General features: G+C 70.1%; 15 protein-coding genes and 1 pseudogene. 12 read left to right on the top strand and 4 right to left on the bottom strand.

Annotated features, from left to right (window positions below):
• Positions 1 to 116 precede the first annotated feature (116 nt).
• The 5 genes from aroC to SSPN_RS0126710 all read left to right on the top strand — a co-directional run bounded on the left by aroC (position 117) and on the right by SSPN_RS0126710 (position 5,390).
• A complete protein-coding gene (gene aroC / locus SSPN_RS0126730) occupies positions 117 to 1,322 on the top strand; it encodes a chorismate synthase (RefSeq protein ID WP_029535748.1) in 1,206 nt (401 codons plus the stop codon).
• The gene (locus SSPN_RS0126725; RefSeq protein WP_010311070.1) at positions 1,322 to 1,846 is read left to right on the top strand and encodes a shikimate kinase; all 525 of its coding nucleotides are present in this window, start codon (positions 1,322 to 1,324) and stop codon (positions 1,844 to 1,846) included. Before aroC ends, SSPN_RS0126725 begins: the two co-directional genes overlap by 1 nt.
• A gap of 94 nt (positions 1,847 to 1,940) precedes the next feature.
• Positions 1,941 to 3,050 (top strand): 3-dehydroquinate synthase, encoded by a 1,110-nt coding sequence (gene aroB / locus SSPN_RS0126720; protein WP_010311069.1) that lies wholly within the window; start codon positions 1,941 to 1,943, stop codon positions 3,048 to 3,050.
• Positions 3,047 to 3,481 carry a type II 3-dehydroquinate dehydratase gene (gene aroQ / locus SSPN_RS0126715; RefSeq protein WP_010311066.1) on the top strand — a complete coding sequence of 145 codons (435 nt, stop codon included), beginning with the start codon at positions 3,047 to 3,049 and terminating at the stop codon, positions 3,479 to 3,481. Before aroB ends, aroQ begins: the two co-directional genes overlap by 4 nt.
• 439 nt (positions 3,482 to 3,920) lie before the next feature.
• Positions 3,921 to 5,390, top strand: coding sequence for a glycoside hydrolase family protein (locus SSPN_RS0126710; protein ID WP_237710741.1), 1,470 nt, complete (start codon positions 3,921 to 3,923; stop codon positions 5,388 to 5,390).
• A 258-nt stretch (positions 5,391 to 5,648) separates the two neighbouring features.
• On the opposite strand, the gene SSPN_RS0126705 is transcribed toward SSPN_RS0126710, so the two are convergent.
• Positions 5,649 to 6,620, bottom strand: a complete 972-nt coding sequence (locus tag SSPN_RS0126705) for a GlxA family transcriptional regulator (protein ID WP_010311063.1) — start codon at positions 6,618 to 6,620, stop codon at positions 5,649 to 5,651.
• Here SSPN_RS0126705 and SSPN_RS0126700 point away from each other — a divergent pair.
• Positions 6,619 to 7,986: an MFS transporter gene (locus SSPN_RS0126700; RefSeq protein WP_010311060.1), complete on the top strand. Its 1,368-nt coding sequence runs from the start codon at positions 6,619 to 6,621 to the stop codon at positions 7,984 to 7,986. The two genes, SSPN_RS0126705 and SSPN_RS0126700, sit on opposite strands and share 2 nt — an antisense overlap.
• On the opposite strand, the gene SSPN_RS45935 is transcribed toward SSPN_RS0126700, so the two are convergent.
• Positions 7,961 to 8,605, bottom strand: a complete 645-nt coding sequence (locus SSPN_RS45935; RefSeq protein ID WP_272941782.1) for a beta-1,3-glucanase family protein — start codon at positions 8,603 to 8,605, stop codon at positions 7,961 to 7,963. The two genes, SSPN_RS0126700 and SSPN_RS45935, sit on opposite strands and share 26 nt — an antisense overlap.
• Positions 8,606 to 9,605: 1,000 nt before the next feature.
• On the opposite strand from SSPN_RS45935, the gene SSPN_RS0126685 reads away from it, so the two are divergent.
• Complete coding sequence (locus SSPN_RS0126685; protein ID WP_010311055.1) at positions 9,606 to 10,268, top strand: spermine/spermidine synthase domain-containing protein; 663 nt, start codon at positions 9,606 to 9,608, stop codon at positions 10,266 to 10,268.
• 31 nt (positions 10,269 to 10,299) lie between these two features.
• Here SSPN_RS0126685 and SSPN_RS0126680 read toward each other — a convergent pair whose 3' ends face one another.
• The gene (locus SSPN_RS0126680; RefSeq protein ID WP_029535747.1) at positions 10,300 to 10,821 is read right to left on the bottom strand and encodes a methylated-DNA--[protein]-cysteine S-methyltransferase; all 522 of its coding nucleotides are present in this window, start codon (positions 10,819 to 10,821) and stop codon (positions 10,300 to 10,302) included.
• A gap of 114 nt (positions 10,822 to 10,935) precedes the next feature.
• Here SSPN_RS0126680 and SSPN_RS0126675 point away from each other — a divergent pair, with 114 nt between their 5' ends.
• From SSPN_RS0126675 to nusB, 3 genes are all read left to right on the top strand, one after another.
• Positions 10,936 to 12,045 (top strand): M24 family metallopeptidase, encoded by a 1,110-nt coding sequence (locus SSPN_RS0126675; RefSeq protein ID WP_010311051.1) that lies wholly within the window; start codon positions 10,936 to 10,938, stop codon positions 12,043 to 12,045.
• 88 nt (positions 12,046 to 12,133) lie between these two features.
• Complete coding sequence (gene efp / locus SSPN_RS0126670; protein WP_010311049.1) at positions 12,134 to 12,700, top strand: elongation factor P; 567 nt, start codon at positions 12,134 to 12,136, stop codon at positions 12,698 to 12,700.
• Positions 12,701 to 12,748: 48 nt separating this feature from the next.
• Positions 12,749 to 13,192 carry a transcription antitermination factor NusB gene (nusB, locus tag SSPN_RS0126665; protein WP_029535746.1) on the top strand — a complete coding sequence of 148 codons (444 nt, stop codon included), beginning with the start codon at positions 12,749 to 12,751 and terminating at the stop codon, positions 13,190 to 13,192.
• Positions 13,193 to 13,411: 219 nt separating this feature from the next.
• Here nusB and bldD read toward each other — a convergent pair whose 3' ends face one another.
• Entirely contained in the window at positions 13,412 to 13,900 is a 489-nt protein-coding gene (bldD, locus tag SSPN_RS0126660) for a transcriptional regulator BldD (protein WP_010311046.1), read from the bottom strand.
• 289 nt (positions 13,901 to 14,189) lie between these two features.
• On the opposite strand from bldD, the pseudogene pyrR reads away from it, so the two are divergent.
• Both pyrR and SSPN_RS0126650 read left to right on the top strand, forming a co-directional pair.
• Positions 14,190 to 14,787, top strand: a pseudogene (pyrR, locus tag SSPN_RS45930) (bifunctional pyr operon transcriptional regulator/uracil phosphoribosyltransferase PyrR).
• On the top strand, positions 14,787 to 15,719 hold the full coding sequence (locus tag SSPN_RS0126650; protein ID WP_010311043.1) for an aspartate carbamoyltransferase catalytic subunit: 933 nt from the start codon (positions 14,787 to 14,789) through the stop codon (positions 15,717 to 15,719). The pseudogene pyrR and the gene SSPN_RS0126650 overlap by 1 nt, the downstream one beginning before the upstream one ends.
• Positions 15,720 to 15,743 lie beyond the last annotated feature (24 nt).

Here is a 15,743-nt window from a genome sequence, read left to right as displayed (position 1 = left end):
GAGGGGCACCCTTGGGTGGTACAGCCGCTCAAGGGTGCCCCTCACCTCGGATGAAAGCGCGGGGCAGGACCCCCGGCCGGGTTCACCTGGGACCGAACGTGGCAGGATCTATAGCTGTGCTGCGTTGGATGACCGCTGGAGAATCGCATGGTCCCGCCCTGGTGGCGGTGCTGGAAGGCATGGTGGCCGGGGTCGAGGTGACCTCCGTCGACATCGCGACCCAGTTGGAGCGGCGCAAGCTCGGTTTCGGGCGCAGCCCGCGGATGAACTTCGAGGCCGATGAGCTGGAGTTGATCGGCGGCATCCGGCACGGCCGGACCCAGGGCGGCCCGATCGCGATCCGCATCGGCAACACCGAGTGGCCCAAGTGGGAGCAGGTGATGGCCGCCGATCCGGTCGACGAGGACGTGCTGTCGTCGCTGGCCCGCAACGCGCCGCTGACCCGTCCCCGGCCCGGGCACGCCGACCTCGCCGGGATGCAGAAGTACGGCTTCGAAGAGGCCCGGCCGGTGCTGGAGCGCGCGAGCGCCCGCGAGACCGCCGCCCGCGTCGCCGTCGGCACGGTCGCCCGGCAGTTCCTGCGGCAGCTGCTCGGGGTCGAGATCGTCAGCCACGTCATCAGCCTGGGCGGCGTCGACGCCACGCACGACGTGCTGCCCGGCCCGGACGACCTGGGCACCATCGACGACAACCCGGTGCGCGCCTTCGGCGACGAGGCGACCGAGAAGATGATGGCCGAGGTCGACGAGGCCAAGAAGGACGGCGACACCCTCGGCGGGGTCGTCGAGGTCATCGCCTACGGGCTGCCCCCGGGCATCGGCTCCCACGTGCACTGGGACCGCAAGCTCGACGCGCGGCTGGCCGGTGCGCTGATGAGCATCCAGGCGATCAAGGGCGTCGAGATCGGCGAGGGCTTCGCCAATGCGCACCGGCGCGGCAGCGCGGCGCACGACGAGATCTACCCGGACCAGGGCGCCAAGTGGGTGCGGCGGGGCAGCAACCGGGCGGGCGGCCTGGAAGGCGGCATCACCAACGGCGAGCCGCTGATCGTCCGCGCCGCGAAGAAGCCGATCTCCAGCCTGCCGCGCGCACTGGCCACTGTGGACATGGTGACCGGCGAACCGGCGCAGGCGATGCACCAGCGCTCCGACATCACGGCCGTGCCGCGCGCCGCCGTGGTGGCCGAGACGATGGTCGCGCTGGTCCTCGCGGAGGCCGCGCTGGAGAAGTTCGGCGGCGACTCGCTGCCGGAGACCCGGCGCAACGTCGAGGGCTACCTCGCCTTGCTGCGCGAGCGCGCCGAGAAACGGCAGGTGCGGTGATGGGCCCGCGCGCGGTGGTGATCGGCCCGCCGGGAGCGGGCAAGACGACGATCGGCCGGTTGCTGGCGCAGCGCCTCGACATAGCGTTCCGGGACACCGACGACGACATCGTGCAGACCGCGGGTCGGCCCATCGCCGACATCTTCGCCAATGACGGCGAGCCGGCGTTCCGGGCAATGGAGGAGGACGCGGTCGCCGTGGCGCTGCGCGAACACGACGGTGTTCTGGCGCTCGGCGGCGGCTCGGTGCTGTCGGAACGCACCCGCGAACGACTGGCCGGGCACCCGGTGGTTTTCCTGTCGGTGGGGCTGGCCGAAGGCGCTCGGCGCGCCGGGCTGTCCACGGCTCGACCGCTGCTGGCCGGGGTGAACCCCCGCGCCACCTTCAAGGCGCTGCTGGACGCGAGGCTGCCTATCTACCGCTCGGTGGCCGCTGTCGAGATCGTCACCGACCACGTGGCGATCACCGAGGTCGTGGAGCAGGTCGTCGCCGCGCTGTCCGCGCGCAGCACGGCGTCCAGCTGATCATGACGGTCGGGAGTGGGATGCTTCCAACCGCACCCACCGCCGGGCCAGGGGTGGGGCCAAGCCGAGAACTCGCTCAGCCGAAGGGACGATGATGACCGAACCGGTGCGGATCAGGGTGGCCAGCCAGCAGCCCTACGATGTGGTGGTCGGCCGGGGACTGCTCGGCGAGCTCGTCGACTTCCTGCGCGACGCATCGGTGGTGGCGCTGGTGCACCAGCCCACCATCACCAGCACCGTGGAGGCGGTCCGCGAGGAGCTGACCTCGGCCGGGGTGGACGCGCACCGGGTGGAGATCCCGGACGCCGAGGACGGCAAGAGCCTGCAGGTCGCCGGGTTCTGCTGGGAGGTCCTGGGCAAGATCGGCATGGACCGCAACGGCGTGGTGGTGTCCTTCGGCGGCGGCGCGGTCACCGACGTCGCCGGTTTCGTCGCCGGGACGTGGATGCGCGGGGTCCGCGTGGTGCACGTGCCGACCACGCTGCTGGGCATGGTGGACGCCGCGGTCGGCGGCAAGACCGGCATCAACACCGACGCGGGAAAGAACCTGGTCGGGCTGTTCCACGAGCCGAGCCTGGTGCTGGCCGACCTGGCGACGTTGGAGGGGCTGCCGCGCAACGAGCTCGTCGCCGGCATGGCCGAGATCGTCAAGGCGGGCTTCATCGCCGACCCGGAGATCCTGCGGCTCATCGAGGCCGACCCGGCGGCAGCGACCGATCCGGCCGGTGACGTGCTGGGCGAGCTGGTGCGCCGGTCGATCCAGGTCAAGGCCGACGTGGTCGCCGCGGACCTGAAGGAATCGCATCTGCGCGAGGTGCTCAACTACGGCCACACGCTGGCCCACGCCATCGAGCGCCGGGAGCGCTACCGCTGGCGGCATGGCGCGGCGGTCAGCGTCGGGCTGGTGTTCGCCGCGGAGCTGGCGCGGCTGGCCGGGCGGCTGGACGACGACACCGCCGACCGGCACAAGCGGGTCCTCGACCTGCTGGGCCTGCCGACCAGCTACGACCCGGACGCGCTCGGCCAGCTGCTGGAGGCGATGCGGGTGGACAAGAAGACCCGCTCCGGGGTGCTGCGGTTCGTGGTCCTGGACGGCCTGGCCAAGCCCGGTCGCCTGGAGGGACCGGACCCGTCGCTGATCGCCGCCGCGTACTCGGCGGTCACCGGCGGCGGGGCCAAGTCGGGTTCGGAGGTGTTGCTGTGAAGGTCCTCGTCCTCAACGGGCCGAACCTCGGTCGCCTGGGCAAGCGCGAGCCCTCGGTCTACGGCAGCACCACCTACGCCGACCTGGTGGGGATGTGCGAGCGCGCCGGCAAGGAGCTGGGCGTCGAGGTGGAGGTCCGGCAGACCGACCACGAGGGCGAGATGGTCCAGTGGCTGCACGAGGCCGCCGACCAGCGGTGGCCGGTGGTGCTCAACGCGGGCGCGTGGACGCACTACTCCATCGCGGTGCGCGACGCGGCGGCGCAGCTCGAAGCGGACCTGATCGAGCTGCACATCTCCAACGTGCACAAGCGCGAGGAGTTCCGGCACACCAGTTACCTGTCCGACGTCTCGACCGCGGTCATCGCCGGCCTCGGCGTCGAGGGCTATCCGCTGGCGATCCGGTGGCTGGCCGACAAGTCACGCAGCTAGTTCCCTTTCCGGGCCGTGAGTCTTTTGGGGCGCCGTAGAGGCTGTTTCCATTCTCGTCCTGCGTGGCGGTGCGGGTGGCGGAACCTCAGCCGCCGTCTGGACTACGGGATACCCGACTCATGAAGATCAATTCACCGCGTCGGGGACTGTCCTCGCCGAAAACCCCGACGGGGTGGGCACAGCCTGAGAACCCGCGGCGGTACGAGTTGCGAGGGTGGGCTAAGCGGTTTCGCCGCTTGAAAGGCATGAGCCCCCCGCCCTACCGCACTCCGGACGATCACTTCCAAAGCAGCCTCTACAGCAACCCAGCAGGCTCAGGGCCACATGCCCAGCGGCAATACACCGCTACTGTAGTGAGTCCTGCGGCCCGCGCGTTGCAAGTAAATTGGGCGGAGGTGTCCTTCACCTCGGTGTTGGCGCGGGTCTGGGGGGAGCATCGGTGAGGGATCGGATTCCGTTGCGGCGATTGGCCGGGTTGGCCGTGGTGGTGCTGCTGGCCGGGTGTTCGCCGGTCGAGGGCACGCCCGGGCCCCAGCCGCAGCCCGAGCAGCCGGTTGAGCAGCCCAAGGCACCGATCGCGCTGGGCGTCGGTGGCGCGCGGGGCAGCGCCGGGGTGGTGGTCGCCGGCGGGTTGCCCGCGCCCTACAACTACGGGCCGACGGTGCTGCAGGACGGCGGGCAGTACCGCACCTGGTGGTGCAGCCAGCTGCCCGGGATCGGCCCGCCGGGCGACGACATCCTGACGGCCGCGTCGGGCAGCCCCGACGGGCCCTTCACCGCTGCCGGTGGCGCTCCTGCGGTGCCCACCTTCAGCGGCCAACCCGGCGGGTTCGACGGCATGCACACCTGCGACCCGTCGGTGTCGAAAGTGGACGGTCGCTACTACCTTTACTACACGGGCGCGGCCGGGGATCACGCGCACGGCAACGCCATCGGCGTCGCCAGCAGCCCCGACGGCCTCGCCTGGCGGCGGGAGGCCGGCGGCCGCCCGATCGTCACGGCTTCCGGCGAGGTGAACCGGGAGAACGTCTACGGTGCGGGCCAGCCCTCCGCGCTGTACCTGGACGGCTGGTTCTACCTGATGTTCACCGACACCACTGCTTCCGGGGCGGGCTGGAACGGTGCTGGCCAGTTCGTGCTCCGTGCGCGCAATCCCGAGTTCACCGAACAGCCGCAGGCCTTGACCGAGAAGGGTTTCGACGCCGTGGGCACCAAGCGGTCACGTTCGGTGGTGGACGCGTTCAGCGCAGACTGGATGTGGGTTCCGGCGCTCGACGCGTTCGCGATCGCCCACCAGACCGCGACGGGCACCACGATCACCTTCTGGGACCGGGATTTCACCCGCCACCCCTACCTGCCGGTGGTCGTGCCCGGCCCCTGGCAGGAAGGCCCAGGTCTCGTCCGCGGCCCCGAGGGGCACGCGCCGGTGTCCACAGCGGATCCTTGCGGGACGGTTCCGGTGGACCTTCTCCGCGCCACCGCGTTGTTCCCGGCTCCGACCGACATCCGCCACTTCGGCGTCGACGTCACCGGGGCCGACGGGTGCCGGACGCCCCAGCAGGTGGTGGCGGTCCTCGACGGCTTCGCGGTGCCATCTCCGGCTCGCACGGTCGATGTGGTGCGCAACGGGCAGCGGGTCCGCGTCGAGCGCCGCTCCGTCGCGGCGCAATTGGTCACCAGGGTTCTCGACGTGAGGGTGCCCGCGCTGGACGGGCTCCCGGTCGCCGGCACCATCCTCGCCGCGGCGCCCGCGATGCGATCCCCGCAGGGGATGGTCGGCCTGCTCGACGACAACGGTCAACTGTGGACGGTGAGCGCGGCGGCCGCCGTCGCCAACGGTTCGACGATCGCCGACGTCTCCCAGCAGCAGTGGGACGCGCACGCCTCGGCCGGTGACCTCCGCCGCTGATCAGCGCTCGGCTGCCGGGCAGGTTCCGCGCGGATTCCCCGGTGTGGCTGCACTTCCCGGGCGGAGGCGGCTACGGCCGCCCGGAGGCCCACCCGGAGGCCCACCCCGTGGCCGGGTCCTTGACGATGTCGTCAACGGCTACGTGAGCATCGACGCCGCCCGCGACCACCGGGTTCGAGGGTGGTCGCCGGTTCCTTCGAACCGTCCCGCTCGGCTGCCATAGCGCCCAAGAACGATCACGGCACCCGCGCAACCAGGTCACGCGGTCCGGCGGAAGGTTCGGCGGTAGGCGGCGGGGCTGGTGCCGAGCCGCAGGCGCAGGTGCTTTCGCAGCGATGCCGCGGTGTTCAGCCCGGACTGCTCCGCGACCGCGTCGATCGGCAGGTCGGTCGCCTCCAGGAGGTGGCGGGCGCGTTCGATGCGTTGCTGCAGCAGCCAGTCCAGCGGGCTGGTGCCGGTCTCCTCCCGGAACCTGCGGGTGAAGGTGCGCACGCTCATCCCGGCCTGGACCGCCACGTCGTCCAGGGTGAGGGGCTCGGCGAGGCGTTCGAGCATCCACGCGCGCGTCGGTGCGGTGCCGTTGCCGCCGGTTTCCGGCAGCGGCCGCTCGATGAACTGGGACTGGCCGCCGTCCCGCCACGGTGGCACGACGCTGGACCGGGCCGCGTGGTTGGCGACCTCGCTGCCGTGGTCGCGGCGGATCACGTGCAGGCACAGGTCGATCCCGGCGGCCACCCCGGCCGAGGTCAGCAGGTCGCCGTCGTCGACGAACAGGACGTCCGGGCGCAGCCGCACCTGCGGGTAAAGCCGCTGGAACCGCTGGACGTGCGCCCAGTGCGTGGTCGCCGGGCGCTCGTCCAGCAGCCCGGCCGCGGCGAGCACGAAGGCTCCGGTGCAGATCGACATGATCCGAGTGCCGCGCGGCAGCCCGGCCAGGTAGTCCGCCAGCTCCGCGTCGATGCTGCCGTCGGTGCACGGCCCCGCGACGTAGGTGCCCGGGATGATCAGCGTGTCCGGCGCGGTCAGGAAGTCCGGGCTGGCCCCGGGCAGGATGGAGAACCCCTTGGTGGTGCGGATCGGGCCGCCGTCGAGGCTGCCGACCTGCACGTCGTAGAACGGCTCGCCGTCCTCGTCGCGGGCGCCGGCGAATATCTGCGAGGGGATCGCCAGGTCGAAGCCGACGACGTCGGGGATGCCGAGCACGGCGATCCGGTGCGGGATGGAGGGCATGGCCGAATCTTCTCACATCTTGTCCCTCCGGCCACTGGTTCCGGGCGGCGGACTCGGCGAGGCTGGCAGGGTGATCACCACTGGGACCGCGCGACGCGTCCACCCCGCCTGGTGGGTGGCGGGCGTCGCATTCATCGCCCTGCTCGGGGCCGCCGCCTTCCGGTCGATGCCCGGCGTCTTCATGAATCCGCTGCACCAGGAGTTCGGCTGGCCGCACAGCGTCATCTCGGCCGCCGTGTCGCTGAACCTCCTGCTCTACGGCCTCACGGCGCCGTTCGCGGCGGCGCTGATGGCCCGCTTCGGTATCCGCCGGGTCACCGTCGCGGCGCTGCTGCTCATCGCGGCCGGCAGCGGGCTGACGGTGTTCATGACGGCCAGCTGGCAGCTGATCGTGTGCTGGGGTCTCCTGGTGGGACTGGGCACCGGGTCGATGGCACTGGCATTCGTGTCCACTGTGGTCGATCGGTGGTTCGTGCAACGGCGCGGGCTGGTCAGCGGCGTGCTGACCGCCGGTAGCGCGACCGGGCAGCTGATCTTCCTGCCGCTAGCGGCCGTGCTCGTCGAGAGTCACGGCTGGCGGTTCACGTCGCTGGTCATCGCCGGGACCGCACTGCTGGTCGGCCTGCTGGTGCTGCTGGTGATGCGCGATCACCCCCGCGACGCGGGCGTAACCGCCTACGGCGCGACGGGTGAGGAACCGGAGCAGGTGCGCGACCGGGGCAACCCGGCCGCGATCGCGCTGCGCACCCTGCGCGACGCGGCCCGCAAGCCCGCTTTCTGGCTGTTGGCCGGTGGTTTCGCGATCTGCGGGGCGAGCACCAACGGCCTGGTGAACACGCACTTCGTGTCGGCGGCGCACGACCACGGCATGCCGACCACGACCGCCGCCGGGCTGCTCGCGGTGATCGGCGTCTTCGACGTGCTCGGCACGGTGCTCTCCGGCTGGCTGACCGACAAGGTCAACCCGCGTGTGCTGCTCGCCGCCTACTACACCCTGCGCGGCCTGTCGCTGTTCGTCCTGCCGCAGCTGCTCGGCCCATCGGTGGAGGCGAGCATGGTGCTGTTCGTGGTGTTCTACGGGCTGGACTGGGTGGCCACCGTGCCGCCGACCCTGGCGCTGTGCCGGGAGCACTTCGGGCCTCGCGCCTCGGTGGTGTTCGGCTGGGTGTTCGCCTCGCACCAGATCGGCGCGGCGGCCATCGCCAGCATCGCGGGCGTGGTGCGCGACCAGTTCGGCGACTACGCCGCCGCCTGGTACGGCGCGGGCCTGCTGTGCCTGCTGGCGACGGCCTTCTCGGTGTCGATCCGGGTCGCCGCGCCGCGACGGGAGCCGGAACCGGTCACCACGGCGTCAGCGTCACGGTGATCGACTTCGGCGCGCCGTCCTGGTCGTAGTAGGTGTTGGAGAACGTGCCGAGGTCGAGCCCGTGGCTCGGCGCGATCACCCGCAGGTCGTCCTGGCGCAGGCCGGCGAAGTCCGCGTTCTCCTTGACACCGCTGAGGATTCGCTCGCGACCGCCGACGGCGATAGTGCCGGTGGTCTGGTCCTGCGCGCCTTGCAGCCGGATCGACAGCGGCACGCTGAACATGTCGACCATCGTGGTGTTGCAGTACATGCCGTCGGACTTGAAGGTGAACTCGACGGTGTCGTGCAGGATCGAGTGGTTCGGGTCGGTGTCACCCCAACCAGCCGGGTACCGCAGCGCGGGCTTGCCGTCGCCGCCCGCAACGACCTTGAACTTCAGTTTCCCGTCCAGCGCGAAGTAGACCCGGCCGGACATGCTCGGCAGGTTCAGCGTGGTGTCGCCGCTGCCCTGCAGCGGGATGGCGTAATCGGCGAAGCCGTCGGAGCCGTTGTCGGAAGGCGAAACCGGCACCAGTTGGCCGTCCGGGGTGACCCGGGACTGCTCGCCGGAGTCGAGGTTCACGCCGACGACGTAGACCCAGATCGAGGCGTTGTCGAACTGGCCGCTTTGATTGACGATCGTCAGCGGTAGCGGGACGTCGGGGCGGCGCGGCCCGGCGAGGGTCGCCCGGACGGAGCCGAGGCTGCCGATGGCCGGGACGGCGAGGGCGGCGGCGGAGACGCCGCCTAGGTGGCTGGTGTTTTTCGGGGAGTACCAAGTGAGTGCCTCGAACTTCGAGGCTCAGGGTGGACTGATTCGGTCGACGACCGTCTTTTCGGCCGTCTATGACGATCTCAGCCCTGCACGATTTGTCTGGATCGGTCTTGCGGTGAAAATGAGGCCGTTCGACACCAGCCACCTAGGAAGGATCTTCTGCTTAGCACGGCAAATCCCTTCGGAGTGGGGGGAATAAGTTTGGGATCACAACAATTGTGGGAGCGGCCTCACCAACCGCCAATACTCCGAAGCGCTGCCGACGACTGCGCGATCCGGTCCAGCGAATGAGTCATTTCCGGACAACTGGATTCTCCGACTGGTAAAAGCGGACCGGTTTTACCGCGAGCACCGGAATGTTCCCGAATTTCCCGGAATTCAACGGTCCGGTGACTTCGGCGTGATGTCGCCGAAGCCATCTCCGTCCGGGCAGTGTCCATAGTGGTAATTCGGGTGCGACGACAGCGGCCCGCTGGGCGGCCGCCCGGATCACTATCTGCCCGCCGCAGTTCGCGTGAGCGGCACGCGGCTCAACACCGCGATGTCGGATTCGAAGGCCACGGCGATCCGTCCGCGGGAGGTGGCGGACAGCCCGCTCAACTGGTCGGGAACCGCAGGGCCGGAGCGATCTCCCGCCCGATCAGGTGATCAGCGGCCCGATCCCAAATCCGGACCACGCCGTGGCGTCCGCCGATACACCGCCGAAGCCAGCCGGGCCTCCCGGCTCCCTGCCAGCCCGAGCAGCGGAATGACCTCTGTCGCGGCCCAGTCGACCGTACCGACCGAGCGGATCATTCGACCAGCTCGGTCGAGCGGGCATGAGCGGTTCGGCTTTCCGCCACTGATTTCGCTAACGTTGACGGCGATGACCGAACAAGTCGCGCACAGCCGTTCCGAGCGTGGCGAACTGGTCCTGCTCCGTCGCGGTGCTGCTCTGGAGCTCCGGGTCAACGGTGTCTTCGTGATGGACACTGTGCACACCGAGACCGAACGGCTGCTCGCCAGCGCCACCCTGCGGGCCGCCGCCCGAACCGACCGGGTGCTGGTCGGTGGCCTCGGATTGGGTTTCACGCTAGGGGAAGTGCTGGCGGATTTGCGGGTGCGGGAAGTGCACGTCGTCGAGATCGAGCCGAACCTGATCGACTGGCACCGTGGCGGGCTGGTCCCCGGAACCGCCGATGCGATCCAGGACGACCGGGTGCGGTTCCGCGTCGGCGACGTGGCCGAGATGCTCGACGCACAGCCAGCGGGCAGCTTCGACGTCCTGCTGCTCGATGTGGACAACGGCCCGGATTTCCTCGTCTACGACGGCAACTCCGCGATCTACCGGGCCGAATTCCTGAGCCGTTGCGGGGAAAAGCTCGCCCTGGAAGGCACTTTGGCGATCTGGTCGGCCGACACCTCACCGGATCTCGGCGCGGCGCTGCACGCGGTTTTCGGGAACTGCGAGGAAATCCCGATTCCGGTGACCCTGGGCCAGAAGGAGACGACCTACCACCTGTTCCTGGCCCGCCGCCGTCGTGGGTGAATGTGTTGCAGTTTCTTACCGGCGCAATCACTCACGGCAGCAGGTCCAGCTCCAGCAGGCTGGGTTCCAGGACGCTCTCCAGCACCAGCAGCCGCCGCTTGGCCTCCAACCCGGGGCCGAAACCGCCGAGCCCGCCGCCGCTGGCCAGCACCCGGTGGCACGGCACGAGCAACGGGACCGGGTTGCTGCCCATGATCGTGCCGACGGCCCGCGAAGCCTCCGGCCGCCCGGACAGCTCCGCCAGCTTCTGGTAGGTCACCGTCTCGCCGAAGGGCACCATTTCGTGCAACGTGCGTAGCACGTGCAACCGCAAGCCCGCCAGCGGCTCCCACTCGATCGGCAGGTCGAACTCCCGGCGCTGCCGCGCGAAGTACTCGCCGAGCTGCCGCGCGGCCTCGGTCGCGACGCCGGCGTCCCGGCTCAACGCGGCGTCGTCGAACTCGCCGAGCGCCCGGTCCGGCCCGGCGAAGTCCACCCGGCAAACCCCGGATGCGGTCGCGACCACCGTCAGCTCCCCGACGGGACTGGCGAGCGTGCTCCACGACAGCGACATGCCGGCAGGGTAGCGCCGGGCACCGACGACCCGGCCGCGCAAGGTCGTGGCGGCTTCCCGCCGATGCTGGCGTGACCAGGCCCATTCGCGGATTCGCGGGTTAGGCTCCGAAACATGTCCGACACGCACTCCCACCGACGCCACGCCCTCCGTAACCACCTGCGCGAGCAGGAGTTGGACGCGATGTTGGTGACCGATCTGCTCAACATCCGCTACCTGACCGGCTTCACCGGATCGAACGCGGCGTTGGTGGTGCACGCCGCCGACGAGCCGGGAACCGAGCCGCGCACCGTGTTCTGCACCGATGGCCGGTACCTGACCCAGGCCGAGTCGCAGGTGCCGGACCTGGAGCGGGTCATCGAGCGGGCGAGCGATCTGGCGTTGGCCGAGCGGATCGGGGGCACCGCCGCCGAGCACCGCCGGGTCGGCTTCGAGAGCCAGCACGTCACCGTCGACGGCCGCGACGCGCTCGCCGACGCGGCGGGCAAGGCAGAGCTGGTGCGCGCGCCGGGCCTCGTCGAGCAGCTGCGGCTGATCAAGGACGAAACGGAGATCGAGGCGCTGCGGATGGCTTGCGCCGCCGCCGACCGGGCGCTGGCCGACCTCATCGAGCACGGCGGGCTGCGCCCCGGCCGCACCGAGCTGGAGGTCGCCCGCGAACTGGAGACCCGGATGCTCGACAACGGCGCCGCCGGGCCGTCGTTCGACACGATCATCGCCGCCGGACCGAACTCCGCGGTGCCGCACCACCGGCCGACCGACGCGGTCCTGGCCGCCGGCGACTTCGTGAAGATGGACTTCGGCGCCCTCGTCGACGGCTACCACTCGGACATGACCCGGACCGTGGTGCTCGGCAAGCCCGCGGATTGGCAGCGCGAGATCTACGAGTTGGTGCGCGCCTCGCAGGCCGCCGGTCGGGCCGCGCTCAGCATCGGCACCGAGGTGAAGGACGTGGATGCGGCGGCCCGCAAGGTGATCGAGGACGCGGGCTTCGGCGAGCAGTTCCTGCACGGCCTGGGACACGGCGTCGGCCTGGAGATCCACGAGGCACCGGCGTTGTCGCAGCGGGGGGACGGTAGAATCGGCGCCGGGATGGCGGTCACCGTCGAGCCTGGCGTCTACCTGGCAGGGCGGGGCGGAGTCCGCATCGAGGACACGCTGGTCGTGCGTCCCAGCACACCGGAGCTCCTCACCTTGACGACGAAGGAGCTCGTCGAAGTCTGACGCACCGAGGTGCGCCGGTCCCGCCGGAATCCGGTTCGCGTTGCAGACGAAACACGCCCAAGCCATCACCACAGGAGAGACCCCTACCGTGGCCACCACGAACGACCTGAAGAACGGACTGGTGCTCAACATCGACGGCCAGTTGTGGACCGTCGTGAACTTCCAGCACGTCAAGCCCGGCAAGGGCGGTGCCTTCGTCCGTACCACCCTGAAGAACGTGCTCTCCGGCAAGACCCTGGACAGGACCTTCAACGCCGGGGTGAAGGTGGAAACCGCGAACGTCGACCGCCGCGAGATGACCTACCTCTACAAGGACGGCCCCGACTACGTCTTCATGGAACCCGACACCTACGACCAGGTCAACGTCTCGGCTGCCGTGGTCGGTGACGCGGCGAACTACATGCTGGAGAACAGCGCCGTGGTGGTCGCCCGCCACGACGGCAACCCGCTGTACGTCGAGCTGCCGGCCTCGGTCGAGCTGGTCGTCCAGCACACTGACCCGGGCCTGCAGGGCGACCGCTCCACCGGTGGCACCAAGCCCGCCACCCTGGAGACCGGCGCGGAGATCCAGGTGCCGCTGTTCCTCAACACCGGTGACAAGGTGAAGGTCGACCCGCGCGACGGCCGGTACCTCAGCCGCGTCAGCAGCAAATGATCGCCTGCTCATCCGCAGGACTCGGCCCGGCCGGAAAGAGGGTGTGAGGTGGGGTCTCGGAGCAAGGCACGCAAGCGTGCCGTGGACTTCCTGTACGAGGCGGACCAGCGCGGCATCGACGCGGTGACGCTGCTGGCCGATCGGGTCGGCTCGCCGGAGGTGCCGCCGGTCGGCGACTACACGGTCACCCTGGTCGAGGGCGTCACGGCGAACCGCGAGCGGATCGACGAACTGCTCACGCAGCACGCCGAGGGCTGGTCGCTCGGGCGGATGCCCGCAGTGGACCGCTCGGTGCTGCGGCTGGGCCTGTACGAGCTGCTGTGGAGCGACGACGTGCCGCCGGCGGTGGCCATCGACGAGGCGGTGGAGCTGGTCAAGGCGCTGTCCACGGACGACTCGCCGCGGTTCGTCAACGGCGTGCTGGGCCGCATCGCCGGCATCGGTGACCGCCTCCGCAAGTCGGTCCGCCCGGAGCAGACCGCCGCAGAATAGCCCGAACGAGTTACGTATGAGAGGCATCCTTGATCGAACAAGGGTGCCCCTCGTACGTAACTGCGCCACCGTGCGGGTGATAGGTGAAGGTTGGCATGGCCAGGCGAACGCTCCCTTCACTCGGACATAGCGGAGGGGCACCCGTCTGCGACTCCTGAGTCGCGGTGGGTGCCCCTTCCCGTGCCCGGACTCGCCCGAACGGGTGGACCGGGTGTGGTGTCACTCCTCCCGGGCTGGGCGGGCCTCCGGGGGAAGCACGCCCCAGTCGATGAGCTGCTCGGTGAGCTCACCTGGCGTCATGTCGTAGATGATGGCCAGGGATCGCAGGTCCTCGGTGCGGATGGACAGCACCTTGCCGTTGTAGTCACCCCGCTGGCTCTGGATGGTGGCCGCGTAGCGGGCCAGCGGGCCCACCTTCTCCGCAGGTAGCTGCTGCAGCCGCTCCAGGTTGATCACAACTTTGGTGGCGGGCTCGGCGCCGGACGGCACCCGACCCTCGGGAAGCAGTTCCGCGACCGGAACCCCGTAGAAGTCGGCCAGTTCGGCCAGCTTCTGCACGGTCACCGCACGGTCGCCTCGCTCATAGGACCCGACGACCACGGCCTTCCACCGCCCGCCAGACTTCTGCTCGACGCCGTGCAGCGACAGACCCTGCTGCTGGCGGATAGCGCGGAGCTTGCTGCCCAGCGCCTTGGCGTAGTCGCCCATGTGGCGTTTCTCCGTTTCGTTCGCCCCGTCAGCCGATAACGGCGGCCGGGGAGCAAAGCTCAGATCGATACGGAGAGTAATGTTCGCTCGCCAGCGTCACCAGGTCAAGTTGGTCTTTCTCGGCAATGCGGCGAACGCCACCACACCACCCGGTCGATTGACCTCGCGGCGCTGATAGCGTACAAGGCAGCCCGGTAGCCGGCAGCGGTTTTCGAGCCCGCTACTGCCGGGCAGGTCGTACACCATCCTTTAAGGACCCGTCCAGAGAGGCGGAGAAGGAGGTCGCACCGTGGCGTCACGCCATCCGGCGGACGCGGCGGACCCGGTCGGGCAGCGGGAGCTGCTTTCGGCCGGTGACGTTGCGCGCACGATAGCCCGGATCGCCCACCAGATCATCGAGAAGACCGCGCTGGACACCGGCAACAGCGACGTGGTGCTGCTGGGCATCCCCACCAGGGGGACCTCGCTCGCCCGGCGGCTCGCCGCGAAGATCAGCGAATTCAGCGGCGTGACGGCTCACGCTCTTCCGCGACGACTTGCGGCACCGCCCGAACCGTCCGCTGGAGCCCACCAACCTGCCCAAGCAGGGCATCGACAATGCGCTGGTCGTGCTCGTCGACGACGTGCTGTTCTCCGGCCGCACCGTGCGGGCCGCCCTCGACGCCCTGCGCGACCAGGGCCGACCGCGGGCCGTGCAGCTGGCCGTGCTGGTCGACCGCGGCCACCGCGAGCTGCCGATCCGCGCCGACTACGTCGGCAAGAACATCCCGACGTCGCGCTCCGAGGACGTCGCCGTGCGGCTCGCCGAGACCGACGGCGAGGACGGCGTGGTGCTGCGCCGCCCGGGTGCGGGAGTCCCGCAAGGCACGGGGGAGGTGACCTCCTGATGCGCCACCTGCTTTCCACCGAGGGCCTGGACGCCGCCACCGCGACGAGCGTGCTCGACACCGCCGACACCCTCAAGCAGACGCTGCTGGGGCGCGAGGTCAAGAAGCTGCCGACGCTGCGCGGCCGGACCGTGGTGACCTTGTTCTACGAGAACTCCACGCGGACCCGGGTGTCTTTCGAGATCGCCGGGAAGTGGATGAGCGCCGACGTGATCAACGTCTCGGCCAGCAGTTCTTCGGTGAACAAGGGCGAGTCGCTGCGCGACACCGCGCTGACGCTGGCCGCCGCCGGGGCCGACTGCGTGATCATCCGGCACCCCGCTTCGGGTGCCGCGCACCGGCTGGCTGGATGGCTGGACGAGGTCGGCACCCAGGTCGTCAACGCCGGCGACGGCATGCACGAGCACCCCACCCAGGCGCTGCTGGACGCCGCGACGCTGCGGGAGCGGCTGGGCGAGCTGTCCGGTCGCCGCATCGCCATCGTCGGCGACCTGCTGCACAGCCGGGTGGCGCGCTCGAATGTGCACCTGCTGCGCACCCTCGGCGCCGAGGTGGTGCTGGTCGCGCCGCCGACGCTGGTGCCCGCCGGGGCGCAGCAGTGGGGCGCGGAGGTGAGCCACGAGCTGGACCCGGAGCTGCCGAAGCTGGATGCGGTGATGATGCTGCGGGTCCAGGCGGAGCGGATGCACGGCGGGTTCTTCCCGTCGGCGCGCGAGTACTCGATCGCCTACGGCCTCAACGAGGCGAGGCTGGGCAAGCTGCCCGAGCACGCGGTGGTCCTGCACCCCGGCCCGATGCTGCGCGGCATGGAGATCGCGCCGGCTGTGGCCGATTCGCCGCGCGCCGCCATCACCCAGCAGGTCAGCAATGGCGTGCACGTGCGGATGGCGGTGCTGTACCACCTGCTCGCCGGAGAGGAGCTCGCGGCATGAGGAGTCCTGTGTCAACGCGAGTCC

The sequence above is a fragment of the Saccharopolyspora spinosa NRRL 18395 genome (assembly GCF_000194155.1).
GTDB lineage: Bacteria > Actinomycetota > Actinomycetes > Mycobacteriales > Pseudonocardiaceae > Saccharopolyspora > Saccharopolyspora spinosa.
Note: the sequence above shows the minus strand (reverse complement) of the source record. Positions and strands in the feature narration are given on the sequence as shown.

Bases quoted from the DNA above. Each gene is read 5' to 3' on its own strand.
- aroB (WP_010311069.1), top strand. From the start codon at position 1,941: ATGACCGAACCGGTGCGGATCAGGGTGGCCAGCCAGCAGCCCTACGAT.
- SSPN_RS0126725 (WP_010311070.1), top strand. From the start codon at position 1,322: ATGGGCCCGCGCGCGGTGGTGATCGGCCCGCCGGGAGCGGGCAAGACG.
- SSPN_RS0126675 (WP_010311051.1), top strand. From the start codon at position 10,936: ATGTCCGACACGCACTCCCACCGACGCCACGCCCTCCGTAACCACCTG.
- SSPN_RS0126680 (WP_029535747.1), bottom strand. From the start codon at position 10,821: ATGTCGCTGTCGTGGAGCACGCTCGCCAGTCCCGTCGGGGAGCTGACG.
- SSPN_RS0126700 (WP_010311060.1), top strand. From the start codon at position 6,619: ATGGCCGAATCTTCTCACATCTTGTCCCTCCGGCCACTGGTTCCGGGC.
- SSPN_RS0126685 (WP_010311055.1), top strand. From the start codon at position 9,606: ATGACCGAACAAGTCGCGCACAGCCGTTCCGAGCGTGGCGAACTGGTC.
- bldD (WP_010311046.1), bottom strand. From the start codon at position 13,900: ATGGGCGACTACGCCAAGGCGCTGGGCAGCAAGCTCCGCGCTATCCGC.
- SSPN_RS0126650 (WP_010311043.1), top strand. From the start codon at position 14,787: ATGCGCCACCTGCTTTCCACCGAGGGCCTGGACGCCGCCACCGCGACG.
- SSPN_RS0126705 (WP_010311063.1), bottom strand. From the start codon at position 6,620: ATGCCCTCCATCCCGCACCGGATCGCCGTGCTCGGCATCCCCGACGTC.